This window comes from Microbulbifer mixtoriginis (SeqCode), from assembly GCF_052466715.1.
This window is the reverse complement of the sequence record NZ_CP174288.1, coordinates 3265251-3291371: the sequence shown is the minus strand read 5'-3', so window position 1 is coordinate 3291371 and position 26121 is coordinate 3265251. Positions and strand designations below refer to the sequence as shown.

The following is a 26121-nucleotide window of genomic DNA, read 5'->3' as shown; positions in this document are numbered from 1 at the left end:
TTCTTGTTACTTGTTAGCTGCCTGCGTGGGCCTCTTTCTCCAGGCCATAATCTTCATCGAGGGTGCCTTTGGCGCCGGGCTCTTTCGGTGCCCAGTCTTTCGGTGGTTCCATCTCTTGAAGTTGCTTGTCGTCTTCTTTCAGTTTGCCGCTACCGGCTTCAAGCATTTGTCGGCCTATATCCTGGTTGGAGAGGCGTAAAGCGCTATTGGATAGATACTCGTGAACGTCTTTGTAACTTTCGGTCAGGTTGTGAACCAGCTGAGAAGTTTGGTCAAAGTGTTCATTGACCTGTAGCTGGAAATCCTCGAGCTTGCTATTGGCCTCTCGCAGGCGCTGTTCCAGCTCTTGGGTGCGGTCAATACTGGAGCGCCCGCGAATCGCCAGGTAGGCTAAAAAAGCACCCAGCGTCATTCCGAGAATGCCAACTAAAATTAATACCGATGTAGAGTGCACTTCCTACCTCCCGAACTTGCTCTTATATGGCACTGGCGATCCCTGGTGCATGATTATGGATGGCGGTTATTTGGACCGCGATACTGTCTGAGGCCCTGGATGGTCAATGTTAAGTGACTGTCGCCCAATGTTAGCGGGCCCAGTATACGCGATTATTAATCTGACAATTAAGGTTGTTAGTTATTTGCGACACGCCAATTTACCGCCAGTTCCGAATTGCCGGTATAGGCTGGCGAATCGGACACGGGTAGGGCCTGGCTGGGTCCACCGATGTTGTACCTTTGTCGCCTAGGCGGCTTTGTGGTGAATTTGGTAGAGTGCGCGCCTGTGATTTAGCTGTTGAAGAAATTTTCATCTATGTTGCCCGCCAAACCTCTCTTACTTTCCCCTCTTGAGCGCTATGAGAATGACCTGCAGCGCCCTGAATTTTTGGAGGACTCGTCCCAGAGGGCAGCGGTTCAGGAGCTGCAAAATCTGCACCTGCGCCTGGTGGCAAGGGCTGAGCGAGGGTTTCTTGCCGGGCTAGTCTCACGTCTGCGCGGCGCCGATGTTGGGCCTGAGCGCGGGCTCTACTTCTGGGGTGGGGTGGGACGCGGTAAAACCTATCTGATGGATGCCTTCTATGAGTCCCTGCCTTTTGAGCAGAAGCAGCGCACCCATTTCCACAGGTTTATGCGCCAGGTTCACCAGGATCTGAAGGAGTATGCCGGGGAGAAAAACCCGCTGGAAAAGGTAGCCGACAAGATTGCGCGAAGGGCGCGTGTGCTCTGTTTTGATGAGTTCTTTGTCTCCGATATCGCTGACGCTATGATCCTGGCGGGCCTTTTGGATGCCTTGTTCCGCCGTGGGGTGGTTCTAGTGGCCACCTCTAATATCGTGCCGGAAGGGCTCTATAAAGATGGTCTACAGCGAGCCCGTTTTCTGCCAGCTATAGAACTCCTTCAGCAACATACCAAGGTGGTGAATGTCGATGGTGGCACCGACTACCGGCTGCGCACCCTGGAGTTACTGGAGCTATACCATGCTCCACTCGACAGAGCGGCAGACGAAAACCTGTCCAACAGTTTCTCCCGTCTGATCGTGGATGGTTGTGAGGTGCGCAGTGATGTCGACTTGCAGGTTGAGGGGCGTCCTATCCGCGCACTGAAGGTGGCAGATGATGTTGCCTGGTTCAATTTTGCAGATCTGTGCGATGGTCCTCGCTCGCAAAATGACTATATAGAGTTGGCTCGGGAATTTCATACAGTGCTGTTGGCGGCGGTACCGAAGTTTGATGAGCGCATGGATGCCCAGGCGCGCCGCTTTATCAATTTGGTGGATGAATTCTACGATCGCTGCGTCAAGTTGGTGATCTCTGCAGAGGTACTGGCCGAAGAATTATATGGAGGGCAGCACCTGCGTTTTGAGTTTGAGCGCACGGTCAGCCGGTTATTGGAAATGCAGTCCAGGGAGTACCTGGAGAGGGCGCATCGCCCGGAATAGCCTCGCTTGCCGAGAAGGGTGGGCGCCCCAGAAATCGCTTGAAAAGCGAGCACTCCTTTTGTACTATCCGCGCTCTTTTGTGGGACGGCCCCTAAAACCAGGGGGTCATATTACAGGTGTTTATAACATGAAGACATACAGTGCCAAGCCAGAAGCGGTAAAACGCGACTGGTACATTGTTGACGCTGCGGACAAGACCCTCGGCCGTATTTCTGCCGAGATCGCCCACCGCCTGCGTGGCAAGCACAAGCCTGAATACACGCCCCACGTGGACACTGGCGATTACATTATTGTGATCAATGCCGAGAAGGTTCGCGTGACCGGCAATAAGGCCAAAGACAAGATCTACCACAGCCACTCCGGCTATCCCGGTGGTCTCAAGTCCATCAGCTTTGAAAAGCTGATCGAGAAAGCGCCCGAGCGTACCATTCAAAGCGCCGTTAAAGGCATGCTGCCGAAGGGTCCTCTGGGTCGCGCCATGTTCAAGAAGCTGAAAGTATACGGCGGTAGTGAACATCCTCACGCGGCACAACAGCCGATTGAACTGGCGATCTAAACGGGAAGAAATCTGATGGCAACTACTCAATACTACGGTACCGGCCGCCGCAAGACCTCCACCGCTCGTGTATTTATCGTGCCCGGTGAAGGAAAGATCAGCGTAAATGGTCGCGACCTGGACGAATACTTTGGCCGCCAGGTGGCTCGCATGATCGTGCGTCAGCCGCTGGAAAAAGTAGACATGGTCGAGAAATTCGACATCATCGCAACTGTAAAAGGTGGTGGTTCCTTTGGTCAGGCGGGTGCAATCCGTCACGGCCTGACCCGCGCCCTGATGCAGTACGATGAGGAGCTTCGTCAACCGCTGCGCGCCGCTGGTTTTGTTACCCGCGACGCCCGTGAGGTTGAGCGTAAGAAAGTGGGTCTGCGCAAAGCGCGTAAGAAGCCGCAATTCTCCAAGCGTTAAGCTTTCTTTTGGGCCCGGCAATTGCCGGGCTTTTTTCTATCCGGTAGTTGTGATTTTGAATACCCATTTGGGAATTGTTCAATTTCTCGCAATTTCACCGCGCAATTCCAGGCGTTCCCCAGGTCTTTGCCTTGTATCAAAATGGCATTTTCTTTAACATTGCGCGGATTTGTATCCGCTTGATTTGTGGGGTTTATTCGCGCGGGCAATCTGCCGGAGCGGGACTTCTTTCAAGACTTTTTGGGTTTGGGCCAGCGCATTTCCGGTCTGTCCGGGATCGCTGTGATGGGAGAACTACGTCATGAGTGATGACGGTGTAAATGTAGGACGGCGCCGTTTTTTAACCGCTGCTACCTCTGTAGTTGGTGGTGCGGGTGCGGTTGGGGTGGCCGTGCCTTTCGTCGCTTCCTGGAAGCCGAGTGCCAAGGCGAAAGCTGCGGGCGCTCCGGTTAAGTACAACATTAGCAAACTTGAGCCGGGTCAGATGGTCACCGTTGAGTGGCGCGGCAAGCCGGTATATGTGGTCCGTCGTACTGACGAGATTTTACAGGACCTGGAAAAGGTGGAGCCGCTATTGCGAGATCCCAATTCCGAAGAGTCTATCCAGCCGGCTTATGTAAACCCGGAAAACCGCTCTATCAAGCCGAAGTTGTTGGTTCTGGTTGGTCTGTGTACTCACCTGGGCTGTGCGCCTATGTACCGCCCCGAAGTCGGTGCTGCCGACCTGGGTGGTGACGAATGGATGGGCGGTTTCTTCTGTCCCTGCCACGGTTCCAAATACGATATGGCTGGCCGTGTATACGCCGGTGTTCCGGCACCTACCAATCTGGAGGTTCCGCCTTATTCCTATGAGAGCGATGCTGTAATCGTGATTGGTGTAGACCAGGAGGGCGCTGCATGAAATGGCTAGCAAATTTCGGTGACTGGGTTGATCAGCGTCTGCCGATCTACCAGGCCTGGGATAAGCATATGGGCAAGTACTATGCGCCCAAAAACTTTAACCTCTGGTACTTCTTCGGCGTATTCTCCCTGCTCGTACTGGTCAACCAGTTGTTGACCGGTATTTGGCTGGTAATGAGTTTTAACCCCTCTGCAGAGGGCGCCTTTGCCTCCGTTGAATACATCATGCGCGATGTGGAGTGGGGCTGGTTGATACGATATCTCCACTCGACAGGTGCGTCTGCCTTCTTCGTGGTGGTGTATCTGCATATGTTCCGCGGTCTGATGTACGGCTCTTATAAGCCGCCCCGCGAGCTGGTGTGGATCTTCGGTATGTGTATCTACCTGGTGCTAATGGCCGAAGCCTTTATGGGTTACGTACTGCCCTGGGGTCAGATGTCCTACTGGGGTGCCCAGGTGATCGTATCCCTGTTTGGTGCGATACCCGGCATCGGTGACACCCTGGTGGAGTGGATTCGTGGTGACTACCTGATTTCAGGTATTACTCTGACCCGATTCTTCTCTCTGCACGTCATTGCGTTGCCGTTGGTGCTGGTATTGTTGGTGGTATTGCACATTCTTGCGCTGCACGAAGTGGGCTCTAACAACCCAGACGGTATCGAGATCAAGAAGAACAAAGACGAGAACGGTATTCCTAAAGACGGCGTGCCTTTCCACCCTTACTACTCGGTTCACGACCTGGTGGGTATTGCGGTATTCCTGTTTATCTTCGCAACCGTGGTGTTCTTCTTCCCGGAGATGGGTGGCTTCTTCCTGGAGTACGCTAACTTCGAAGAGGCAAACCCGCTGAAGACACCGCCACATATTGCCCCGGTTTGGTACTTCACACCCTTCTATGCAGTTTTGCGCGCAGTAACTATGGATATTGGCCCTCTGCCGGCTAAGTTCCTCGGTACTGTTGCTATGGGTGCTGCTATTGCGGTGCTGTTTGTGCTGCCCTGGCTGGATAAGAGCCCGGTGCGTTCCATCCGCTACAAAGGCTGGTTGCCCAAGGCATTACTGCTGGTGTTCGCTGCGGTATTTATTATCCTCGGTTATCTTGGTGTTAAATCTCCGACCCCTGAACGCAACTTCCTGTCTCAGGTGGCGACTCTGTTCTACTTCGCCTTCTTCCTGACCATGCCGGTCTGGACGAATCCGAAGAGCAAAAAAGGCATTGGTTCTTGGGTTGTAAGCATCGGCTTCGGTGTGCTGTTCCTGTGGATGGCCGTTGCCAATCTCTCTGTGAATACTTTCATGGCTGTGGTAACCCTTCTACTGGCGGGCTTCTTTGCCGCTCTGCCGTGGATTACTAACCGCGATGACGTATATCCGGAACCTGAGCGTGTAACCAGCCCGTCTGGCGCCAAGACTTTCGGTATCCTGTTTATTGGTATCGTGGTTGTCGGACTGCTGACCCTTATCCCGATTAAGGCCGTAGGTGCCGAGTCCAGTGTTGAGCTGGACCACATCAATATCGACCTGCAGGACAAGCCGTCTCTGCAGCGCGGTGCCAAGTACTTCGTCAACTACTGCATGGGTTGTCACAGTGCCAACTACTCCCGCTGGGAGCGCGTTGCCACCGATCTGGATATCCCCAACGAGTTGATGATGCAGAACCTGGTTCTGGGCAACGATAAGATTGGTAACCTGATGGAGATCTCCATGCGTCCGGATGACTCCAAGGTGTGGTTCGGTGCCACACCTCCGGACCTGACGCTGGTGGCCCGCTCCCGCTCACCGGAATGGCTCTACACTTATCTCCGCAGTTTCTACAAGGATGACAGCCGGGCTACCGGTGTGAACAATCTGGTATTCCCCAGTGTTGCTATGCCCCATGTTTTGATGGAGCTGCAGGGTTTGCCGGAATGTGCCCCGGGTCCTAAGCGCGACCACGGCAAGATTGTGCGCGATGAGTTGGGCAACCCCATTATGGATGCGGATTGTGGCAGTCTGAAAGTCGGTAGTGTGAAGGGCTCCATGAATCCTGAAGAGTTCGACCAGGCTATGTATGACTTGGTTAACTTTATGGAGTACATTGCCGAGCCTATGGCTGAAGATCGCAAGCGCATTGGTTTCTACGTGCTGGCGTTTATTTTTGTATTCTTTATCTTCGCCTGGCTGTTGAACCGCGAGTACTGGAAAGACATACACCACTAAGTTTCGCCGGTTTCTCTTTGATGGGTGGTGGAGTTGCTCCGCCACCCTTTTATATTTTGAAAAGGTTGGCGCTCGCCGACCAACTAGTTTGAGGTAGATTGAACATGGGTGTGCCTACCAACAAGCGCTCCTCGATGACCTTCTTTTCCGATGGTCGCAGTCACTACAGCCACCGCGTGCGCATTGTGCTTGCAGAAAAGGGAGTTTCCGTCGACATCATTGATGTTGATCCCGATGATAAACCAGCCGAGCTCGCTGACCTCAATCCCTATAATTCTTTGCCCACCCTGGTAGATCGCGATTTAGTATTGTTCGAAACCAAGGTGATGATGGAATATCTGGACGAGCGTTTCCCGCATCCGCCGTTGCTGCCTGTGTATCCGGTTGCCCGTGCACAGAGCCGCCAGATTATGCACCGCATCGAGCGTGACTGGTGCCCCTTGGTAGATAAAATCTTGGCCGGCGGCAAAGATGTAGCTTCTGCGCGTAAAGAACTGCGCGATAGCTTCGTTGGTATTGCGCCGATGTTTACCGAGTTGCCCTATTTCTTTAATGAAGAGTTCTCTCTGGTCGATTGCTGCATGGCCCCGCTGCTGTGGCGTCTTGAGCAGTTTGAAGTCAGTTTGCCTAAAACCAAGCAGGTTAAGCCGTTACTGGATTATATGGATCGCCTATTTGCTCGCGAAGCCTTCCAGCAGAGCCTGACTGAGTACGAACGGGAAATGCGTTGAGGACACTTTTGTGAGTAAGCCGGCTATGACATCCAATCGCCCTTACATTTTACGGGCGTTCTATGAGTGGATAACCGATAACCGGTGCACTCCCTATATTCTGGTGGATACCCATTTGTCTGGAGTCTTGGTGCCTCAACAGCATGTTAACGACGACGGCCAGATTGTGCTGAATGTCTCGGAAAGTGCTGTGGTTGGCCTGACCATGGATAACTATGCGATCAGATTTAATGCGCGTTTTGGTGGCGTGCCTACCGATATACAAGTCCCGGTAGGGGCGGTTATCGGTATCTATGCCCGTGAAAATGGGCAGGGCATGGTGTTCGAGCCTGAAGAGACCCCGGAACCGCCGGAGCCGACACCGCCTACCAGTTTAGGCAAAAAGTCGGTGAAAAAGCCCTCTTTAAGGGTGGTGAAGTAATCGCATCAGGATTTCGAAGGGGGCGATTTTGCCCCCTTTGTTGTTTTTACTCTAGCTTATTTTCGCTCCTCTCTATTTCTGTGAGTTACTTCTGAGAATACGTGCTTGCTAGTTACGTAAAATTGCCTGTTATTTTTTAGTTCCTATTCATCACCATGCCGTCGTATTTGCAGTGGCTGCGTTTTAGCTGGATACCTGGGCTGCTTCTGGGTTTACCGCTTGTCCAATACTTACCCTGGCTTGATTTGGCCTTTCTGCACAATGCCCAGCTGCCATTTCTCCTGTTGGTAGGGGCGCTGCTACTCAGCTTTTTTTATCACTCCAGCCGGGTTGGTTTGGCTGCATTGCTGCTGATGGCTTTCTATGGGGCGACTCGCCTGGACTGGTTATTGGGGTGGGAGCAGGACCAACCCATTTACCTGGGGTTGATAGCTCTCAATCTGATGCTATTTGGTTGTAGCCGCGATCGTAGTATCTGGGGCTATTTGGGTGGTGTCTGGCTATTGGCGCTTCTTGGGCAGGGGATGGGGCTCTTTTGGATGCAACAGAACTTTGGTCCACTGTTACAGCAGTTTTCGTTGCCACACTTGCCGGCTTGGTCGTTAGCCTTTGAATCGTTCACCTCTCCGCTACCACTTTTGGCCTGTATGGCGGCTTCAATGGGGGCATTCGCTCTATTGATCCTTTACCCAGGACCAACGGCCATGGGGTTGCTAAGTTGCAACCTGCTTATGCTTTATGGGGTCTGGGGTGGTATGCCCTTGATTCCTCTGATGTCTGTAGCGGGCTTACTTCTTCTAACTTCGTTGCTTGGGAGTAGTTATGAGTTGGCTTTTCGCGATGAATTGACCGGGGTTAAGTCTCGGAGGGCGTTTCGCTATCAAATGCTTACACCGGGGTGGCACTATTGCATTGCGATGATTGATATCGATCATTTTAAAAAGCTGAACGACCGCTTTGGGCATCAGCTTGGAGATCAGGTGTTGCGGATGGTGGCTACCCAAATCGCCAGATATGCACCGGGGCAATTATTTCGCTACGGTGGTGAGGAATTTGTGTTGCTGATACCGGGGCGTGACCGGGAAGCGGCAGAGAAACAGCTGGAATTTATGCGGGAGAAAATTGCCTCTTACCCTATGCATCTGCGCTCAGGAAAACGTAGCTCTGGGAATAAATTTTGGCGTTCTGAGAACCGTACGGGCCAGCAAGTCAAGGTAACCGTTAGTATCGGCCTTGCCCAGAAAAGCAGGAGATTGAGAAGGGCTGAGGAGATTCTAAAAGCTGCGGACCAGGCACTTTATAAAGCTAAGCGCAGTGGTCGAAATCGCATGAGTATCCACCTTTGATATAAATCAACCTGATTTGAAAGTGGCGCTTAATTTCTTATTTGCATTGGTTATTTTCGCGCCGACCCCCGATACTGCAAAGCAGGGTATTAAAGGGAGAATAAGCGTGCGGTTACTCAGTCACACTATTGGTATTTTGACCAACCCAGAGAAAGAGTGGAAGGCTATACGGGCGGACAGGCATTCTTTCTTCCAGGTGTTCATGACCCATGTGCCATTTCTAGCTTTGATACCTACAGTTGCCGGTTATTTTGGTGTAACTAGGGTCGGGTTTGAAGTAGGCGGGCACTTGGCGAAGCTGACCCCTGAGAGTGCGGCGGTTTTATCAATCGTTACCTATTTTGCTCTTTTGGTTGGTGTTTATTTCCTAGGGGAATTTATCAACTGGATGGCCAGGTCCTATGGGGTCGAGGGGGATGAGCCCACTAGGCACTATGAAGGTACAGCACTCGCCGTTTTTATCACCACACCGATTTTTCTTGCCAGCATTGTCGTGCTTTTCCCACACCCCTGGTTGACCATGGCTGCGGTCGGAATTGCGGGTATGTATTCCATCTATCTGGTGTTTGCAGGCATCCCCATTTTGATGAATATGAATAAAGAGCGGGCCTTCCTTTATGCTTGCGCAGTGTTGACCGTGGCCTTGGTGTTGATGGTCACAGTGCTAATCACCTCCGTTATTTTATGGAGTGTGGGCATAGGCCCAATCTATCAGCACCACGCGCCTTAAGAGTAAATAATTTGCCAGGCTAGTTTTGTTTTAATACTAGGGGCGGCATAGGGCAATCCAGGCTGTCCGCTACCGCTCTGAGCAACTCAATCTCTTCCGCCTTGATAATGCCATTGTGGTTTAGAGTGTAAACCAACGCTTTTAGCAGTAAGGGCTTTTCTAAAGGCTTCATTTGACAGGCTATAGCGATCGCTTTGTCCAGATGTTGCAGATCGATATCTTTGCGGCTTGGCAGTGGAGTAACCTCTAGCTGTAAAAACTTTAGCCCCTGCTCGTAGGCGCGTTTTGCCGGTAGGTACTCGCTATTACCCGCATGGGCAATGGCTGCGATCAGGAAACGAGAGGCATCGTTACCAGCGCCTTTCTTGTTGGAAAGGCGTTGCCGATCGGGACTCTCTTCCATGGCGTGCATCAATACTCGATACAGGGCCCACTCCCAGATCTCAATCTTTCCATCGCTGCGCAATAGTTTAATCAGGTTTCTCTTGAATACCTGGTATTGCTGTGGAACCAGTACTTTGAGTGCGGGTACGCAGAGATCTAAAAGCGGCAGACGCGCATTGTCGGGCAGGGCTTTTAGTTGTGGAGCTAACTTGTGCATTTCTCTTACTACCGCGGGATGGGCGATTTTCTTCAATAGCACCATCTGGGTCTCGCGCTCGCTCTCCCCGCTGTGCAGCAGCAGATGATAAATCAGAGCACGAGCGATGAAGGGGTCGTGAGCAGCCTGCAGGATAGCGGAGGGGATAGATTCCAGTAGCTGACGGCCGTATTGCACTTGTTGTGCACTGGGGCAGGCAATACTGTTGTCCACCGCTTCCAGGGCGACCTGGAAGGGGGCTGAGTCGACGAAATGGATAGTTGATCCGGAATTTGTTTCTTTAGTTTGTGTTTGTGCAGTGGAGCTTCGCTCATTGAGGTAGAGGCCATTCCAGCTCGGTTCTAGCCGCGCTATGCGTTTGCTCAGGGGAGGGTGGCTGGCGAACAGGTTGAAAAAAGAGCGCTTTAGGCCGCTGCTAAAAAACATATGACTGAACTCAGCCGCTCTGCCACTGCTGAGGTTTGAGCCTGTGCTGTAGCCGCCAATTTTCTTGAGGGCGTTGGCAATACCTGCGTTGTTGCGGGTGAACTGGACCGCAGAGGCGTCTGCAAGATATTCCCGTTGCCGACTCACAGCGGATTTGATTAGGTTGCCGAGTAATGTGCCTGCATAGCCCAACACCATCAGAGCTACGCCCAAAGCAAACAGAGGTATACGACCGCGGTTATCTCTACTGTTGGGGTAGACGCCTCGCACCAGCCAGTGACCCAGCAGGCCGATAATCAATATGCCGTTCAGTAGGCCGACGATACGGATATTCAGACGTGTGTCGCCATTGAGGATATGGCTGAACTCATGCGCCACCACGCCCTGCAGCTCGTCTCGGTTGAGATTTTCAATGCAGCCGCGTGTAAGACCGATCACCGCATCGCAAGGCTTGTAGCCGGCGGCGAATGCATTGATGGCTTGATCTTCAATCAGGTACACATCTGGCACCGGGGTACCGGAGGCGATGGCCATCTCCTCTACCACATTCAGGGCGCGCTGTTCGGCAGGGCCCTGAGGGGCGATATTGAGTTTGCGCCCGCCCAGCGACTCAGCTACCACTTTACCGCCGGCGGCCAGCTGCTGCAGTTTGTACAGGCTGCCCAGGGCCACGATAGCCACAATGGTAAGTGCTATGTAGCCCACTGTCTGCCAGCCGAGCAGCTGCTCGATCGCCAGTGGGGAAAAAGCCTGGCCGCGGGAATACGAAACCGCAGCGGCAGCCACCAAGGTGGTCAATCCAACCAGCAGAATTAACGCCAACGTAAAGAGTCCGACTAACAAGCCGCTGTTGCGCCTGGCCTTATCCTGGTACTCGAAGAAGTTCATCGCTTAAAACTCGATTCGTGGTGCTACCTGGATGGCTTCGCTGTCGGCAAACTCCAGTAAGCGGCCGTCGGCGCGGTGACCAAAGAATCCCGCCAGTAGAACGGGGGGAAAGCTCTGTTTGTAAATGTTGTAATTGGTGACTGCGTCGTTAAAGGCTTGGCGGGCAAAGGCAACCTTATTTTCGGTGCTGCTCAGCTCCTCGTTGAGCTGCATCATATTCTGGTTGGCCTTGAGATCTGGATAGGCCTCCATAACAGCATTGAAGCGGCCCAGAGCGCTGTTTAGGGCACTTTCAGCACGGCCGAGGTTGTCGATCGCGCTGGCGTTGGAAGGGCTGGCTGCCGCGGCCTTCAGGTCGCTAATGGCGGTGTTGCGTGCACTGACCACCGCTTCAAGGGTATCCCTCTCATGCTGTAAGTAGCCCCTGGCGGTTTCCACCAGGTTGGGGATCAGATGGTGGCGGCGCTTAAGCTGCACCTCAATCTGAGCGAAGGCATTCTCGTTGCGATTTTTTAGGGATACCAGCCGGTTGAAGATGCCGATCCCGTAGAACAACAGTGCGGCCAAAACAACCAGAACGACGATGCTTGAAATCTCCATAATCCCCTCGCCACTTTTTCTTGTGATTGGCGTCGATAGTAACATGCCCCTGTGGCGATCGAGACGTATTGCCCCGGGGTTCTGGCGGAACGGGGTATGGCTTCGGCTATAATGCCGCGACATTAAAAACAATTGCCGCCACGACAGGGATGGCGGCGCTGAACTGGGAGCAGACAGAATGAGCGATGTAACCTCAGATCCAGTAGTGATCGTTGGAATGGCACGCACCCCAATGGGTGCTATGCAGGGGAGCCTGTCGGCGTTGAGCGCGCCGCAGCTGGGCGCCGCGGCCATTCGCGCGGCGCTGGAAGACGCCGGCGTGTCTCCTGCCGATGTCGATGAAGTACTGATGGGCTGTGTGCTTCCGGCCGGTGTTGGGCAGGCGCCTGCCCGCCAGGCTTCCCTGGCTGCGGGTATTCCCGAAGGCACGCCCACTACCACAGTTAATAAGGTCTGCGGCTCCGGTATGAAGACCGTGATGATGGCCCGCGACGCACTACTCTTGGGTGAAGGCAAAGTTATCGTTGCCGGCGGTATGGAGAGCATGAGTAATGCCCCATACCTGCTGGCCAAAGCTCGCTCCGGCATGCGCTTGGGACACGGCGAGGTCAAGGATTCAATGTTTCTTGACGGCCTGGAAAACGCGGCAGATGGCAAGTTGATGGGCACCTTTGCCGAGAGTACGGCCGAAAAATACGGCTTTACCCGTGAGGAGCAGGATGCTTTCGCACTGGAATCCCTGGCTCGGGCCCAGGCAGCCATCGAGAGTGGCAGTTTCGCTCGTGAGATCGCCCCAGTGACCATCGCTTCTCGTAAGGGCGAGGTAAAGGTTGATACGGATGAGGCTCCCGGCAATGCCCGCCCAGATAAGATTCCCCAGCTGAAGCCGGCCTTCCGCAAGGATGGTACTGTCACCGCAGCCAACTCCAGCTCTATTTCTGACGGCGCCGCCGCCCTGGTGCTGATGCGCAAGAGTGAAGCGGAGAAGCGCGGTCTCAAAGTGTTGGCGGTGATCAAGGCACAGGCTCAGTTTGCCCGCGAACCCGAGTGGTTCACCATCGCTCCGGTGGGCGCCATGCACAAGCTGCTGGAAAACTCCGGTTGGTCCGTCAGCGATGTAGACCTGTTTGAAATCAATGAGGCCTTTGCTGTGGTGACCATGTCGGCCATGCGCGAGCTGGATCTGCCCTGGGAGAAGGTCAATGTGAATGGCGGCGCCTGTGCATTGGGGCATCCCCTGGGCGCCAGCGGTGCCCGAATCCTGACGACCTTGCTAGCGGCGATGGAAAAGCGTGATGTGAAAAAAGGGGTGGCGAGCCTCTGTATCGGCGGTGGTGAGGCCACAGCAGTAGCGATTGAGCGGGTATAGGTCCCGCACGATAGTTAGAAATAAAAAACGGAGGCTTTTGCCTCCGTTTTTTTGCGCTTGTTCTTTTTGACCGATATCACCAGGCTCTTATTAAGGCCTAGCTACAGTAGCGCGCAGTGGATGTGTTGTTAGTTGATATATTCCACCGCTTTCACCACTTTCTGAACCCCGCCAATCGAGCGGGTGAGGTCAGCAGCGCGCTCGGCCTCGGCTGGGGTGAGCAGTCCCATCAGGTAAACGACTCCGTTTTCCGTCACGACTTTAATGCGCGCACCATCAATTTCTTTGTGAGCGAGTAAGTTGGTTTTTACTTTGGTGGTCAGCCAGGTATCGCTGGTAGAGGCTAGAAAAGTAACTTTACCGCGAACCTGAGTTTCATTGTAAACCTGGCGAACATTTTGTACTTGGCTGGCAGTGCGCCCGGCGAGTAGGCGCAGTTCCTGATCGGGCACCTGTCCAGTGAGTAGCACGACTCCGTTAAAGGAGGTCACATCGATATTTGAGGTCTTCAGATCCGGATGTGCCTTATTGATATTGACCGTCACTATCGTTTCGATTCTCTCGTCATCGATATAGGTGCCCAGTGAACGCTTGCCGGGATCTTGTTGAATGGGGCCATCGTGGGTGGCCTCCATAACGGTGCTGCAGCCACCGAGTAATGCGGTTGCGGCAAGGGCAGAGAGAAGGCGTTTTCCCAAGGAAAGTTGGTTTTTTTTCATGGTTCAGTCCTCGTAGCCACCAAAAAGGCTGCTGTCGATTAGATCACACAGGCAAAAAATAGTCAGAAGGTGCACCTGGTGTACCTCTGCTGCGACATCAGAAGGCACTCGCAGTTCAATATCGTGCGTGTCTAGCAGGGCTGCACAATCGCCACCGTCGCCACCGGTCAGCGCCAGTATGCCCATATCGCGATCCCGTGCAGCGCGCATGGCTTGAACGAGATTTGAGTCGCGACCATCACTGCTGATAATTACCAAAAGGTCGCCGGGTTGTCCCAGGGCGCGCACTGGGTGCGCAAAGGTATCGGCGCTGCCGTGATTTTGCGCAACGGTGCCCATGGAGACGCCGTCACTGTTAAGGGCCATGGCGGGCAGGCCAGGGCGCTCGCGCTGGAACCCCCCGGTAAGTTGAGAGCAAAAACTCTGTGCCAGGGCGCCGCTGACCCCATTGCCGCAGAGCAGCACCTTGCTCTCTGCCAGCAGTGTGTGCACCACCATCTCACTGGCTTCCGCAATCAGGGGCGCCAGTATCTCACCGGCGTTCATGGTGGCTTCCAGGCTGTGGTGAAAAAGGGTTACGACTCGCTGTTCCATTGTGTCCTTAATACTGGCGAACTGGAGTTCGCCATACTTGGCAAGGTAAATCTCGGTTTTGCCTCAAGCTTCGAAGGCGTTTTTAATCCACTGAATGTTTTGCGCATCGCCCTCTATAGCAAGGACATCGAAGCGGCAGGGACAGTCCAGTTTGTGTTGTTGCAAATAGCCGTGAGCAGTGGCGAGCAGTTTCTGTTGCTTGCGAATATCTACACTGGCTCCGGCCCCGCCGAAACGGTTGTTGCGGCGGAAGCGCACCTCCACAAACACTACAGTATCACTTTCACGGGCGATAAGGTCTATCTCTCCGTGGCGACTTCGGTAATTTCGTTCGATCAGGGTGAGTCCGGCACGCTGTAAATAGCGTGCCGCGGCGCCCTCCATGTGGGCGCCGATACTGCCTGCGGAGCCTTTAAAAAGTTTCACTATTATCCGCTTGTAGGCTGGGTTGTCGCGCTGGCATCGGGGGTTCTATGGTTGTAATCGGTACCGGCACACCTTTTTCAATTTGAGCCCACATCTGCTCGCGCACTATGCGCCCGTCGGTGCTTAGGCTCAGTGCGCCGGTGAGGCCGTGTACTTTTTGCTCTGGGAACTGGCGCAACATTGGCAGGCGCGGGTAGAGGCGGAAAGCATCTGCGCCCAGAGCGTAAAGGCGGGCGAATGCAGCCTGCGGGGCTACCTGCTCTTCGATATTCCGTTTGGTTTCACTGTCTTCAAACAACCAGGGCAGTGCGGTAAAGCGCACGCCATTGATATCTCGATCGCGATTTGGGTTAGCCTGGCCGGCAAAAACATGTGAGGTCGCATAAACCGGCAGGTCTCCAGCATAGAAGTAGGTCAACATGGGGTTGAGCTGTCGTGCCTGCTGTGGCAGGGCGGTAACAAAGATCATGTCGACATCACCGCGCCGGCGAGGGGTGAACTCCAGTGGCGCCGACAGGCGTCCCTGGAGTGCCTTCTTGCGTGCCTTACTGTCGGGAATGAGTAGGACATCGCTGACCAGGTCAGAAAATTTGCTGTTATTAGTGAAGGTTTCATTGATGCTTACGGAGCCGCCGAGTTGCTGCCATTCCTCCACGAACGTTTCGGCACCACGCTGTCCCCAGCTGCTATTGGTGCTCAAAACCATCGCTTGGCGATGTCCCTGGCGATAGGCGTGACGAGCAATCTGGCGAGCTTCATCCTCAACTGCCAGTCCAAATTGGACCAGGTCGCCAGTAAGTCGGCCCCTGTCACCATAGTTCAGTGCGAGTGTGGGGACGGGTAACTTTTCAGTGGCCAGTAAATTAGCGACCTTACTTTTATCGAGTGGGCCGACAATAAACTGCGCTCCCGCGTCTACAGCATTTTGATAAATCTCCTCGAAAGGTTGCTCGGTACCGGTGTCGTACACCAATACCCGAGGCGTTGCTGCACCAGCTTTTAAGGCGGTGTAGTGGGCGGCCATAAAACCATCGCGAATCGCGCGGCCGGCACTGCCCAGTGAGCCACTGATAGGCAATAATAAGGCAATATTATCTGCCCGCTGCGCAGCTAGGCGTTCCAGTAGTTGCAGTGCCTCGGGTGGGTGGGAATTGGCACTGTGTGCTGGCCAGCGCTCCCGCCAGCGGCTCAGGGCGGTGAGTTGAGAGCTGATATCGGCCTGGGTATCGCGCCCCAGCAGGGCGAGCTGATACCAGCCGCGCATCTGGGTATCGCTGCTACTGTTAGCGCGCTGCTGAAGTTCGCTGGAGGGCAGCTGGGTTAACAGCTGCCAGAAACCGTTGTTGTTCTCGGTGATGCTTTCATCAGATTGGGCCAGGTAGGAAATCTCGCGGCGCTCAGATATAGCGCTATCCAAGTCTCCCAAAAGCCCCCATAGGTCGGCACGCAGGTTTCGCAACGGCAGGGCGGTATCGTGGGGTAGTTGCCTCCAGACGCTGTCGAGGCGCGTCGAGGTTGCTAGGTCTAAAGCCTCGAAGAAATCGTCATTATCAACCAGTAGATGGCCGTAAACCTGGGCGTAGCTGGCAAACAGAGTGTCGTTGAGCTGCTCGGGAATTATTTGGGTTACTGCGTCTTTGGCCGTCTCTTTGTCGCCCAGCTCGTATAGAATAGCCGCCGCTTGCAGACGCTGTTGGTCCCTAGCGGGTGCCGGCAGGGTATCTGAGCGGCGCAGCAGCCGCAGGGCATCACTGCGGCTGACTTGGTGGTTTGCCGGATAGGAGGGCTGGTAGCCCCCAGGCCGTGAGGCTGGTGTCTGGCAGGCAGCTAAGGCCAGTGTCAGAGCGGCGGCTGCCACGCTGGTGATCACAGTAGAGGTACGCCGGGAAGAGGCGAACATATTCTTCTCCCGCAATATTTATATTTGGAGTGAACAGCTATGGGGCCGGATCAGGCGCTGCTATATATTGTTGCTACGCCCATCGGTAATTTGGCCGATATGGTACCGCGAGCGATTGAAGTTCTACAATGCGCCGATCTGGTTGCGGCAGAGGACACACGTCACAGTCAGAGACTCTTTTCCCATTTCAATATCGATACGCCGCTAATGGCCTATCACGATCATTCCGATGGCAAGCGTACGGGGCAGATACTACAGCGCCTGGAGCAAGGGCAAACGGTGGCGCTGATCTCCGATGCCGGTACCCCACTAATCTCCGACCCCGGCTATCGTCTGGTGCGCGAGGCGCGAGAAAAGGGTATTCGCGTGGTGCCAATCCCGGGCGCCTGTGCCTTTGTCGCCGCACTGAGTGCTGCCGGCTTACCCAGTGACCGATTTAGCTTTGAGGGTTTTCTACCCGCCAAATCCGGCCCCCGTGAGCGAGCATTACAGGAGTTGGCATCAGACAGTCGCACTCTGGTTTTCTATGAGGCGCCCCACCGGGTCGCAGATACCTTGCAGGCGATGGCAGAGATTTTTGGCGCTGAGCGCGAAGCGGTCATAGCACGAGAGGTGAGCAAGGCCTTCGAGACATTCCAGTTGATGCCTTTGGGTGAGTTGGTAAATTGGGTGCGTTCCGACAGTAATCAGCAGCGAGGAGAGATTGTATTGTTGGTGCGTGGTGCTGAGCGTCGCCACGACAATGAGCTGGATGGAGAGGCGCAGCGAGTGATGACTCTGTTGCTGGCCGAGTTACCACCGAAAAAGGCCGCCGCTATTGCTGCGGAGATTACCGGTGTTAAAAAGAAGGCTCTGTATAACTGGAGCCTGGAGCAAAAATAAGGCGCTGTCTTTCGCGGTTCAGGGAAAATGCCTGTTGCATTCCGGCTGTCGCCTCATTACTCTTCGCCGCGAGCTGGCCGGGCAATCGCTGTCGCCTTGTGCGATGGAGGAAAGTCCGGGCTCCATAGGGTAGAACGCCAGGTAACGCCTGGGGGGCGCGAGCCTACGGAAAGTGCAGCAGAGAGTAGACCGCCGATGGCTTCCCTCGATTTTGGTCTGGGGAAGCACAGGTAAGGGTGAAAGGGTGCGGTAAGAGCGCACCGCGCGGCTGGTAACAGTCCGCGGCACGGTAAACCCCGTTCGGAGCAAGACCAAATAGGCCCTCTATAGGTGTGACCCGCACTGAGGGCGGGTAGGTCGCTTGAGGTGTCTGGTGACAGGCATCCCAGATGAATGGTTGTCCTCGACAGAACCCGGCTTACAGGCCAGCTCACACATTTCTAAAGCCCGGCATTCGCCGGGCTTTTTATTTTGTTCCCTCTAGCTTGGCATAGCCTTTGGCGGAGAATGGAACGGATGTACCTCTGTTTTTGATCGTGGCGCGCTTACTGGTGCCGTGGCGGCTAGTTTAATATGGTTGACTATTTTGTAAGTGGGTGCCCACTCCATTTTGTTGCTTTGTGACAGTGATTTATATGTCATTACTCCCATCTTTGCTGTAGACCCCGATTTTACTGGGGTTTATGCGGACTTTGCGGTCGATTTCCTTGACTTTGTGTCGACCAGTTTTATAGTGTCGAGAGTGGGTAAAAGTGGAAATTCGTGGAACTTTGTGGTTTATTCGTCGCCGGTAAGTGGGCATTTACACAGTGCGGCGTAAGTTTAAATTTTTCCCGCTATCGGCCCGCTGGATGAAGGGGTCTACCGCGACAATCGCCTAGCAGAGCGAGTGAACTCACAAAGTGTATTTAGGCAGCCATGCAATCAATATGGACGCCAAGGGGCGTCTGGCGATACCGGCGAAGGTCCGCGACCGCTTGCTGGAGGAGTGCGCCGGTAGCCTGGTGATCACAGCTCATACAGAGGAGCGTTGCCTGCTGGTCTATCCGGCGCCGCAGTGGCAGCAAATTTTACCTAAAGTCGAGGCTCTTCCCAGCTTTAATAAGGTGGCGCGCCGGGCCCAGCGATTACTGATTGGTTATGCCTGTGAGCTGCAGGTGGATGGCAATGGCCGCGTTTTGATCCCTCCTACTCTGCGCGAATATGCGGGGCTGGAGAAAAAGCTGATGCTCGTGGGGCAGGGCAAGAAATTAGAACTTTGGAGCGAGGAGCGATGGATGTCCTGGCTCGATAATAGTGACGACGAGGAGGGAATGCCCGAGGAAATGGCTTCCCTTTCTTTATAAGGAGTACACCGAGTGTCTCAAGAATTGCATCGCAGTGTGTTGTTGCGCGAGGCCGTGGACGCTCTGGTGACTGACACCGAAGGTTTCTATGTGGATGGGACCTTTGGGCGCGGTGGACACAGCGCTGCGATCCTCGAACAACTGGGCCCCAAGGGGCAATTGTTGGCTGTGGATAAAGACCCCCAGGCGATTGACTATGCGCAGCAGCGTTTTGCTGCTGAGCCGCGCTTTTCAATTTGGCACGGCTCCTTTGCCGATATGGATCTCGCTGTTGGCGAGAGGGCGGGAAGTGTTAACGGAATCCTGTTGGACTTAGGGGTTTCATCGCCCCAGTTGGATCAGGCTGAGCGCGGCTTTAGCTTTATGCAGGACGGGCCGCTGGATATGCGTATGGATACTAGCCGGGGTATCAGCGCAGCGCAGTGGGTGAATACCGAGGCCGAGGATGAGATGGTCCGGGTGTTTAAAGAATATGGCGAGGAGCGTTTCGCGCGGCGAATGGCCGCAGCCATCGTTCGCCGCCGCACTGAAAAGCCCTTCGAGCGAACTTTGGATTTGGCTGAGGTAGTGAAGGCAGCCAACCCAGCTTGGGAAAAGGGCAAGCACCCGGCTACTCGAGTCTTCCAGGCTATTCGCATTCATGTGAATGGTGAGCTGGATGACCTGCGGAGCACATTGGAAAAGTCTCTGCGGCTGCTCGCGCCGGGAGGCCGGTTGGTGATTATCAGCTTCCATTCGCTGGAGGATCGCATGGTCAAGCGCTTTATCCGCGAAAAAGAGCGCGGACCCAAATTGCCGCGCGGACTTCCGGTAATGGATAGCCAAATCGCCAAGCCCCTGCGTTCAGTGGGCAAAGCGGTCAAGGCTAACACCATTGAGGTGGATGAAAACCTGCGCTCGCGCAGTGCGGTGATGCGGGTTGCCGAAAAGCAGGGTGGGTGCTGATTCTGTGCCTATACGGTCGTTTCTTGGCATTGCTGTGCTCTGGGTGGGTGCAATTTCCTCGGCGTTGGCAGTGGTGTATTCGACTCAGCGCAGCAGAGAATTGACCGCAGAGCTAGGCCGCGCACAAAAGACCCGCGATGAATTGCGTTATGAGCAGGAGCGCCTGCTGCTTGAGCGGGGGGCCTGGTCTGCCTATAGCCGTGTGGAGAAAGTGGCCCGGAAAGAATTAAAAATGCGCATGCCGAGCCCTTCAGAGCAGATCTTGGTGCCAGTGGAGTGATTGGCTCGGTCGGAGTGTAGGCGGCTCTTTTAGGCAGTGTACACCGGAATTTGACTTAATAAGCATAAGAAAATTTGTTTATCGATGCGCTGTCGGGGTACCGGTTAAATCGCCCCGCTAAGAGGTTTGCCCTCAGGATGACAATATAACGCCAAATTGGAAAATTATGGGCGCAGTAAAGAAAAAGCAAGTTCAACCGGGAATCGCTCGCTGGCGCTTTGTGCTGGTAGCGGTTCTGTTGTGCCTGCTCGCCCTGGCACTGGTGTCTCACTTGGCGCGGTTACAGGTGGTTCCTGCAGCAGAACGGGGATATCGCTTCCTGCAGGATCAGGGGCGCGCGCGCACCATCCGTACCGAGGAGATAGCCGCCTATCGGGGTTCCATTGTCGATCGCAATGGAGAGCTGTTAGCGGTCAGCACCCCGGTGCACAGCCTCTGGGCCAATCCCAAATTATTGCGCGAGAGCAGTCCCGAACAAGTAAAGCAACTGGCTAAGACGCTGAGGTTAAAGGCGGATAAGTTGACCGCGCGCCTGGAAAAATACCGCAATAAGGAATTTATGTATCTGCGTCGCCACCTGACCCCAGAGCAGGCGGAGCGGGTCTTGTCTCTCGATTTGCCCGGTGTCTACAGCAAAAAGGAATACCGCCGCTTCTATCCCGCCGGCGAGGTGGTTGCGCAGCTATTGGGCTTTACCAATATCGACGATCGCGGTCAGGAGGGCATTGAGCTTGCTTACGATAACTGGTTGTCCGGAGAGCCAGGTGCGCAGCAGGTGGTTAAGGACCTGAAAGGTCGCACGGTGCAAGAACTGGCTATTCAGAGAGAGGCTCAACCCGGTCAGGAGTTGCGCCTCTCGATTGATATGCGTCTGCAATACCTCGCCTATCGGGAATTAAAAAGTGCTGTGGCAGAAAATGGTGCCGCTTCCGGTTTTATGGTGATTTTGGATATCCACAGTGGCGATGTCCTCGCTATGGCTAACCAGCCCTCTTTTAACCCCAATAACCGCAAGGGAGTTAGGGCGGCGGCCATGCGCAATCGAGCTCTGATTGATCAGTTTGAGCCGGGCTCTACGGTAAAGCCTTTGACGGTATTGGCGGCGCTGGAGACAGGTCGCTACAAGCCCCATACCGAAATAGATACAAGCCCGGGTTATATCCGCGTGCCCGGTAAAACTTTGGTGGATCCGGTCAACTACGGCAAGTTGGATCTAACCAGCATTATCACCAAGTCGAGTCAGGTGGGTATTACAAAAATTGCCCTGGATTTGGAACCAAATACGCTTCGAGAACTCTTTTACCGCCTGGGTTTGGGGGAGGCGGTTGGCAGTGGTTTTCCTGGTGAGACGCCGGGAATCCTACCTAGTCGCAGCCGCTGGCACCCGATCGAGCGGGCTAATTTTGCCTTCGGCTACGGTTTAACCGTGAATGGGGTGCAATTGGCCCAGGCCTACAGCGTGTTGGCTAACGGTGGGCTTAAACGTCCGGTTTCCCTGATTCTATCTGAGGATAAGCCCGATTCTGAGGCGCAGCGGGTAGTAGAAGGGCCGCTCGTTAAGGATGTGAGCGCCATGCTGGAGACCGTAATTGGCAGCCGCGGCACTGGCCGTCAAGCCGCTGTAGAGGGTTACCGAGTGGCGGGCAAGACTGGCACTGTTCACAAGGTTGGTAGTGGTGGTTATGCCGATAATCGCTACCGCTCAGTATTTGCGGGATTTATTCCCGCAGACAAGCCGCGCCTTGCCGCGGTTGTAGTAATAGACGATCCCAGCCAGGCGAAGTACTACGGCGGTGAAGTGGCAGCGCCGGTATTTGGCGCTGTGATGGCTGGGGCTATGCGCCTGCTGCAAGTGCCGCCAGAGCTTAAAGAGCCGGCGGAACGGCAGTTAGCCGCGCAGTTAACCGGAAGGGGTTCAAAGTCGTGACTCAGCGCGAACAATCATTTATCTCCCTGCAGGAATTGGTGCCCGGATACGCGAGCATACCCGATGTACCTGTTAGTGGTGTAGCTCTGGATAGCCGCAAGGTGAAAGCTGGCGATGCTTTTATGGCGCTGCGCGGCTCTGTCGTGGATGGGCGGGAATATATTGATGCCGCAATAGAAGCTGGCGCTGCCGTAGTGTTGGCAGATGGGGACAAACTGGAATGTAAAACCCACAAGGATATCCTTGTGGTTACCGTACCCGGGCTTGCTAAGCGGGTGGGGGAAATAGCCGCGCGCTTCCACGATAATCCCAGCGGAAAAATGCATTTGGTGGGAGTGACCGGCACCAATGGTAAAACTACCTGCGCTTATCTCACCTCCCAGTTATTGGCTCGGCATTTTGGCAGCGCTGCCCTGATCGGTACCATTGGTAATGGCATATGGAATCACGGGGTGATTGAGCTGCATGAGACGGGGCTCACAACTCCTGACCCTGTGCGGCTACAGGAGGATTTTGCCGATTTTTGCCGACGCGGAGTAGGTGCTGCGGCGATGGAAGTTTCCTCCCATGCCCTGTCACAGGGCCGAGTACATGGTCTTATTTTTGATACCGCAATTTTTACCAATCTTTCCCGCGACCACCTGGATTATCACGGCAATATGGCAGCCTACGGGGCTGCCAAAGAAAAATTATTTGGCCTGCCAAAATTAAAGCGCGGCATTATAAACCTGGATGACCCTTTCGGCGCTCAACTGGCGGAGCGTTGCAGATTGCGCGGGTTGCGTGTATTGACCTATGGCCTGCAGGCGGGCGACCTGCATGTGACAGATTTACGCCGTCATGAAAAAGGCTTTTCTGTCCAGCTAAGTTCTCCCTGGGGGAGCGGTGAACTCAATGCATCGCTGATTGGCGATTTCAATATTTATAACGCACTTGCCGTTATCGCTGCTGCTGCTTCGGCGGGTATGCCGTTCGAGGAAATTCTCACGGTTTTTCCCTCTATTCAGGGGGTACCCGGTCGTATGGAGCGAGTTCAAGTCGAAGGTGTCTATGAAGTGGGTGTGTTGGTCGATTACGCCCATACTCCAGATGCGCTGCGAGCGGCGTTGGCCGCTGCACGCCCTTATTGCCGTGGGAAATTGTGGTGTGTATTTGGCTGTGGCGGTGATCGTGATACTGGCAAGCGCGCTTCAATGGGGCGTATTGCTTCGGAAATGGCTGATCGGGCCATTGTTACCAGCGACAACCCCCGCAGTGAAGAGCCGCAAAAAATTATCGACGATATCCTCGAAGGTGCTGCCAGTAATATTGAAGTAGAAATTGATCGGGCCAAGGCTATTGGCCAGGCAGTGGCTGCGGCACAGCCGGGAGATATAGTGCTGATCGCTGGTAAGGGCCATGAGAATTACCAGATTATCGGCAGCGAAAAAATTCATTTTTGCGATCGCGAGCAGGCAGCTTCGGCGTTGCTGCGGCGTATGGGTAAGCCCCTCAAGGTTGAAGGAATGAAGGGGGAAGCCCAGTGATTGGGTCGTTAACTCTTAAGCAACTGCAAGAACGCTTCGGTGGCGAGTTGATCAATGGCTCGGTCGAATTTTCTGAGGTGTGCACAGATACTCGTAAGTTAAATCCCCAAGCACTGTTTGTTGCATTGGTTGGTGACAATTTCGATGCTCATGATTTTGTCGGAGAGCTTGATGGTCAGGCACTTGGCTTAGTTGTTGATCGGGAGGTTCGGGGTTGCAGCCTGCCTCAGTGGCGGGTGAAAGATACTACCGTAGCACTCGGACAAATTGGTCTGCTGTGTCGTGAAAAATTCTCTGGTCCAGTAATTGCGATTACTGGTTCCTGTGGCAAGACCACGGTTAAGGAAATGCTATCGGCGATTTTCTCCCAACGCCACACACCTTGTGTGACCGCCGGCAACCTAAACAACCAGTACGGTTTGCCGATAACCCTTTTCGGTCTCAGCGAAGAGCACGATGTACTGATTTTGGAGATGGGGGCGAATGGCCCTGACGATATTGCTTATCTGTGTAGTATCGGCAAGCCACAAGTGAGTGCCGTCAATAATGTTATGCCCGCTCATGTTGAAGGGTTTGGTTCTATTGACGCCATCGCCAAAGCCAAAGGTCAAATTTATACAGGGTTGGATGTCGGTGGAACCGCAATTATCAATGCCGATGATAATTACGCAGACTATTGGCGCGGGCGAATGCCCGAAGGTGTGCGCACTTTAGAGGTGGGGCTTGCCAGCCAATGTGAAATCTTTGCGGAAAATATTGTCCTGAATAATAGTGGCTGTGCCGGATTTGACCTAGTGATTGAAGGGCTTAGCTACCCGTTGCAGCTTCAGCTACTTGGAGAGCACAACGTGCACAACGCTCTAGTAGCGGCAGCCTGTGCTTTTGCCGCGGGGATATCGGCAAAAGAAATTGTTCAGGGGCTATCAAGCCTGAGAGGTGTCAGCGGCCGCTTGCAGGAGCAGCGCGGTATTTTTGGGGCCACAGTTATCGACGACAGCTACAACGCGAATCCGGGTTCTGTGGGTGCGGCTATTGAGCTTTTGGCACAACGACCAGGGAAACGAATCCTGGTGCTTGGGGACATGGCGGAGTTGGGGCCGGATGCTGAGGATATGCATCGCGATGTAGGTGATCTCGCGCGAGAGCGTGGGCTTGATGCGCTGTTTACCCTGGGACCATTAGGCACTGCTGCCAGCTTGGCATTTAGCCATGGGGGCAATGAGCCCCTGCAGAATTATCGGGAGCGGGAGCCGTTGATCGCAGCTCTGGCCCATGAATTAGATAACAACACCACTGTTTTGGTGAAGGGTTCTCGTAGTGCCCGTATGGAACTGGTCGCTCAGGCCCTGCTTGGCAACAGCAGAGGGGAGTCGTAATGCTGCTTTGGCTGGCGGAATTATTACAACAACATGTGAGCACCTTTTCGGTGTTCAATTATTTAACTGTCCGCGCAATTCTTGCGGCCCTTACCGCACTGGGGATTTCCCTGATTGTTGGGCCACGCATGATCAACTGGCTGAACCATTTACAAGTGGGGCAGGCGATTCGCGACGATGGCCCTGAAACACATTTGAGTAAATCCGGTACGCCCACTATGGGCGGCACCCTGATTCTCGCCTCGATCTTTGCTTCGGCGCTGCTATGGTCGGATCTTGGTAATCGCTATGTGTGGGTCACATTACTGGTGACCTTTGTCTTCGGCGCGGTAGGTTTTGTCGATGACTATAAAAAAGTTGTACACAAGAACCCCCGCGGCCTCATCGCGCGCTGGAAATATTTTTGGCAGTCCATTGCCGGTTTAGGGGCGGCCATATATTTATTTATGAGTGCGACCAGCCCGGCGGAAACCCAGTTCTTTGTGCCTTTCTTTAAAGACGTCGCTATTAATCTTGGGCCCGTCACCTTTATTTTGCTGACCTATTTTGTAGTGGTGGGTTCCAGTAATGCGGTTAATCTGACCGATGGTCTTGATGGCCTGGCAATTATGCCTACGGTGATGGTAGGCGGGGCACTGGGAATTATTGCTTATTTATCTGGACATGCGGAATTTGCCGATTATCTACATATTCCTGCGATTGCTGGTGCGGGGGAACTCGCCGTATTTTGTGCCGCTCTGTGCGGTGCAGGCTTAGGGTTCCTATGGTTTAACACCTATCCGGCGCAGGTGTTTATGGGGGATGTGGGTGCCCTGGCCCTGGGTGCGGCACTGGGCATCATTGCGGTGATCACTCGCCACGAGATTGTACTGTTTATTATGGGGGGCGTGTTCGTGATGGAAACCGTTTCAGTCATCCTGCAGGTTGCGTCCTTCAAGTTGACGGGTAAGCGTATTTTCCGCATGGCCCCGTTGCACCACCATTTTGAATTGAAAGGTTGGCCCGAGCCGAGGGTAATCGTGCGCTTCTGGATTATCACGGTAATTCTGGTTCTGGCTGGACTGGCAACACTGAAACTCCGATAAAAAT

At 54.1% G+C, this 26121-nt stretch carries 25 protein-coding genes and 1 other RNA gene; 19 read left to right on the top strand and 7 right to left on the bottom strand.

From position 1 onward, the window contains the following. Positions 1–13: 13 nt before the first annotated feature. A complete protein-coding gene (locus ACJJH9_RS14575; RefSeq protein WP_252082986.1) occupies positions 14–454 on the bottom strand; it encodes a Z-ring associated ZapG family protein in 441 nt (146 codons plus the stop codon). A 357-nt stretch (positions 455–811) separates the two neighbouring features. Here ACJJH9_RS14575 and zapE point away from each other — a divergent pair, with 357 nt between their 5' ends. The 9 genes from zapE (at position 812) to ACJJH9_RS14530 (ending at position 9227) form a co-directional block, all read left to right on the top strand. After that, a complete protein-coding gene (zapE, locus tag ACJJH9_RS14570; protein WP_444923200.1) occupies positions 812–1936 on the top strand; it encodes a cell division protein ZapE in 1125 nt (374 codons plus the stop codon). A 127-nt stretch (positions 1937–2063) separates the two neighbouring features. Next, complete coding sequence (gene rplM, locus ACJJH9_RS14565; RefSeq protein WP_152454552.1) at positions 2064–2492, top strand: 50S ribosomal protein L13; 429 nt, start codon at positions 2064–2066, stop codon at positions 2490–2492. Between the two features lie 15 nt (positions 2493–2507). Then, entirely contained in the window at positions 2508–2900 is a 393-nt protein-coding gene (gene rpsI / locus ACJJH9_RS14560) for a 30S ribosomal protein S9 (RefSeq protein WP_252082984.1), read from the top strand. A gap of 301 nt (positions 2901–3201) precedes the next feature. Further along, a complete protein-coding gene (petA, locus tag ACJJH9_RS14555) occupies positions 3202–3801 on the top strand; it encodes a ubiquinol-cytochrome c reductase iron-sulfur subunit (protein ID WP_444884041.1) in 600 nt (199 codons plus the stop codon). After that, positions 3798–5999, top strand: coding sequence for a ubiquinol-cytochrome c reductase (locus ACJJH9_RS14550; protein ID WP_444884042.1), 2202 nt, complete (start codon positions 3798–3800; stop codon positions 5997–5999). Before petA ends, ACJJH9_RS14550 begins: the two co-directional genes overlap by 4 nt. 104 nt (positions 6000–6103) lie before the next feature. After that, a complete protein-coding gene (locus ACJJH9_RS14545) occupies positions 6104–6730 on the top strand; it encodes a glutathione S-transferase N-terminal domain-containing protein (protein ID WP_252082981.1) in 627 nt (208 codons plus the stop codon). A 25-nt stretch (positions 6731–6755) separates the two neighbouring features. Further along, positions 6756–7151, top strand: coding sequence for a ClpXP protease specificity-enhancing factor (locus ACJJH9_RS14540; protein WP_252086012.1), 396 nt, complete (start codon positions 6756–6758; stop codon positions 7149–7151). A 167-nt stretch (positions 7152–7318) separates the two neighbouring features. Continuing rightward, on the top strand, positions 7319–8497 hold the full coding sequence (locus ACJJH9_RS14535; protein WP_444923199.1) for a GGDEF domain-containing protein: 1179 nt from the start codon (positions 7319–7321) through the stop codon (positions 8495–8497). 106 nt (positions 8498–8603) lie between these two features. After that, a complete protein-coding gene (locus ACJJH9_RS14530; protein ID WP_444889628.1) occupies positions 8604–9227 on the top strand; it encodes a Yip1 family protein in 624 nt (207 codons plus the stop codon). Positions 9228–9246: 19 nt separating this feature from the next. Here the strand turns inward: ACJJH9_RS14530 and ACJJH9_RS14525 are convergent, their stop codons facing one another. After that, positions 9247–11142: a M48 family metallopeptidase gene (locus ACJJH9_RS14525; protein ID WP_444923198.1), complete on the bottom strand. Its 1896-nt coding sequence runs from the start codon at positions 11140–11142 to the stop codon at positions 9247–9249. Positions 11143–11145: 3 nt separating this feature from the next. Beyond that, positions 11146–11742 (bottom strand): LemA family protein, encoded by a 597-nt coding sequence (locus ACJJH9_RS14520; RefSeq protein ID WP_444923197.1) that lies wholly within the window; start codon positions 11740–11742, stop codon positions 11146–11148. A 178-nt stretch (positions 11743–11920) separates the two neighbouring features. On the opposite strand from ACJJH9_RS14520, the gene ACJJH9_RS14515 reads away from it, so the two are divergent. Continuing rightward, the gene (locus ACJJH9_RS14515) at positions 11921–13111 is read left to right on the top strand and encodes a thiolase family protein (RefSeq protein ID WP_444886954.1); all 1191 of its coding nucleotides are present in this window, start codon (positions 11921–11923) and stop codon (positions 13109–13111) included. Between the two features lie 128 nt (positions 13112–13239). On the opposite strand, the gene ACJJH9_RS14510 is transcribed toward ACJJH9_RS14515, so the two are convergent. The 4 genes from ACJJH9_RS14510 to ACJJH9_RS14495 form a co-directional block, all read right to left on the bottom strand. Beyond that, positions 13240–13830: a BON domain-containing protein gene (locus ACJJH9_RS14510; RefSeq protein WP_252082975.1), complete on the bottom strand. Its 591-nt coding sequence runs from the start codon at positions 13828–13830 to the stop codon at positions 13240–13242. 3 nt (positions 13831–13833) lie between these two features. Further along, a complete protein-coding gene (locus ACJJH9_RS14505; protein WP_226645585.1) occupies positions 13834–14424 on the bottom strand; it encodes an SIS domain-containing protein in 591 nt (196 codons plus the stop codon). A 63-nt stretch (positions 14425–14487) separates the two neighbouring features. Then, the gene (locus ACJJH9_RS14500) at positions 14488–14850 is read right to left on the bottom strand and encodes a YraN family protein (protein ID WP_252082974.1); all 363 of its coding nucleotides are present in this window, start codon (positions 14848–14850) and stop codon (positions 14488–14490) included. Continuing rightward, a complete protein-coding gene (locus tag ACJJH9_RS14495; RefSeq protein WP_444923196.1) occupies positions 14837–16750 on the bottom strand; it encodes a penicillin-binding protein activator in 1914 nt (637 codons plus the stop codon). The genes ACJJH9_RS14500 and ACJJH9_RS14495 overlap by 14 nt, the downstream gene beginning before the upstream one ends. A gap of 39 nt (positions 16751–16789) precedes the next feature. Between ACJJH9_RS14495 and rsmI the strand changes: the two genes are divergently transcribed. The 9 genes from rsmI to mraY all read left to right on the top strand — a co-directional run bounded on the left by rsmI (position 16790) and on the right by mraY (position 26117). Next, on the top strand, positions 16790–17632 hold the full coding sequence (gene rsmI, locus ACJJH9_RS14490) for a 16S rRNA (cytidine(1402)-2'-O)-methyltransferase (protein ID WP_444900066.1): 843 nt from the start codon (positions 16790–16792) through the stop codon (positions 17630–17632). A gap of 69 nt (positions 17633–17701) precedes the next feature. After that, positions 17702–18069: RNase P RNA component class A (gene rnpB / locus ACJJH9_RS14485), an RNA gene on the top strand. Between the two features lie 465 nt (positions 18070–18534). Beyond that, on the top strand, positions 18535–18978 hold the full coding sequence (gene mraZ, locus ACJJH9_RS14480; RefSeq protein WP_252082971.1) for a division/cell wall cluster transcriptional repressor MraZ: 444 nt from the start codon (positions 18535–18537) through the stop codon (positions 18976–18978). Between the two features lie 12 nt (positions 18979–18990). After that, positions 18991–19923: a 16S rRNA (cytosine(1402)-N(4))-methyltransferase RsmH gene (rsmH, locus tag ACJJH9_RS14475; protein ID WP_444923195.1), complete on the top strand. Its 933-nt coding sequence runs from the start codon at positions 18991–18993 to the stop codon at positions 19921–19923. A 4-nt stretch (positions 19924–19927) separates the two neighbouring features. Further along, positions 19928–20203 (top strand): cell division protein FtsL, encoded by a 276-nt coding sequence (gene ftsL / locus ACJJH9_RS14470; RefSeq protein ID WP_444923194.1) that lies wholly within the window; start codon positions 19928–19930, stop codon positions 20201–20203. 166 nt (positions 20204–20369) lie between these two features. Beyond that, positions 20370–22130, top strand: a complete 1761-nt coding sequence (locus ACJJH9_RS14465) for a peptidoglycan D,D-transpeptidase FtsI family protein (RefSeq protein WP_444923193.1) — start codon at positions 20370–20372, stop codon at positions 22128–22130. Beyond that, a complete protein-coding gene (locus ACJJH9_RS14460; protein ID WP_444886948.1) occupies positions 22127–23656 on the top strand; it encodes a UDP-N-acetylmuramoyl-L-alanyl-D-glutamate--2,6-diaminopimelate ligase in 1530 nt (509 codons plus the stop codon). Before ACJJH9_RS14465 ends, ACJJH9_RS14460 begins: the two co-directional genes overlap by 4 nt. Next, positions 23653–25032, top strand: a complete 1380-nt coding sequence (locus ACJJH9_RS14455; protein ID WP_444923192.1) for a UDP-N-acetylmuramoyl-tripeptide--D-alanyl-D-alanine ligase — start codon at positions 23653–23655, stop codon at positions 25030–25032. The genes ACJJH9_RS14460 and ACJJH9_RS14455 overlap by 4 nt, the downstream gene beginning before the upstream one ends. Further along, positions 25032–26117 carry a phospho-N-acetylmuramoyl-pentapeptide-transferase gene (mraY, locus tag ACJJH9_RS14450; protein ID WP_252082965.1) on the top strand — a complete coding sequence of 362 codons (1086 nt, stop codon included), beginning with the start codon at positions 25032–25034 and terminating at the stop codon, positions 26115–26117. Before ACJJH9_RS14455 ends, mraY begins: the two co-directional genes overlap by 1 nt. Positions 26118–26121 lie beyond the last annotated feature (4 nt).

Coding starts and splice junctions, on each gene's coding strand:
- zapE (WP_444923200.1), top strand. CDS start 812: ATGTTGCCCGCCAAACCTCTCTTACTTTCCCCTCTTGAGCGCTATGAG.
- rplM (WP_152454552.1), top strand. CDS start 2,064: ATGAAGACATACAGTGCCAAGCCAGAAGCGGTAAAACGCGACTGGTAC.
- rpsI (WP_252082984.1), top strand. CDS start 2,508: ATGGCAACTACTCAATACTACGGTACCGGCCGCCGCAAGACCTCCACC.
- petA (WP_444884041.1), top strand. CDS start 3,202: ATGAGTGATGACGGTGTAAATGTAGGACGGCGCCGTTTTTTAACCGCT.
- ACJJH9_RS14550 (WP_444884042.1), top strand. CDS start 3,798: ATGAAATGGCTAGCAAATTTCGGTGACTGGGTTGATCAGCGTCTGCCG.
- ACJJH9_RS14545 (WP_252082981.1), top strand. CDS start 6,104: ATGGGTGTGCCTACCAACAAGCGCTCCTCGATGACCTTCTTTTCCGAT.
- ACJJH9_RS14540 (WP_252086012.1), top strand. CDS start 6,756: ATGACATCCAATCGCCCTTACATTTTACGGGCGTTCTATGAGTGGATA.
- ACJJH9_RS14525 (WP_444923198.1), bottom strand. CDS start 11,142: ATGAACTTCTTCGAGTACCAGGATAAGGCCAGGCGCAACAGCGGCTTG.
- ACJJH9_RS14520 (WP_444923197.1), bottom strand. CDS start 11,742: ATGGAGATTTCAAGCATCGTCGTTCTGGTTGTTTTGGCCGCACTGTTG.
- ACJJH9_RS14515 (WP_444886954.1), top strand. CDS start 11,921: ATGAGCGATGTAACCTCAGATCCAGTAGTGATCGTTGGAATGGCACGC.
- ACJJH9_RS14510 (WP_252082975.1), bottom strand. CDS start 13,830: ATGAAAAAAAACCAACTTTCCTTGGGAAAACGCCTTCTCTCTGCCCTT.
- ACJJH9_RS14505 (WP_226645585.1), bottom strand. CDS start 14,424: ATGGAACAGCGAGTCGTAACCCTTTTTCACCACAGCCTGGAAGCCACC.
- ACJJH9_RS14495 (WP_444923196.1), bottom strand. CDS start 16,750: ATGTTCGCCTCTTCCCGGCGTACCTCTACTGTGATCACCAGCGTGGCA.
- rsmI (WP_444900066.1), top strand. CDS start 16,790: ATGGGGCCGGATCAGGCGCTGCTATATATTGTTGCTACGCCCATCGGT.
- ACJJH9_RS14465 (WP_444923193.1), top strand. CDS start 20,370: ATGGGCGCAGTAAAGAAAAAGCAAGTTCAACCGGGAATCGCTCGCTGG.
- mraY (WP_252082965.1), top strand. CDS start 25,032: ATGCTGCTTTGGCTGGCGGAATTATTACAACAACATGTGAGCACCTTT.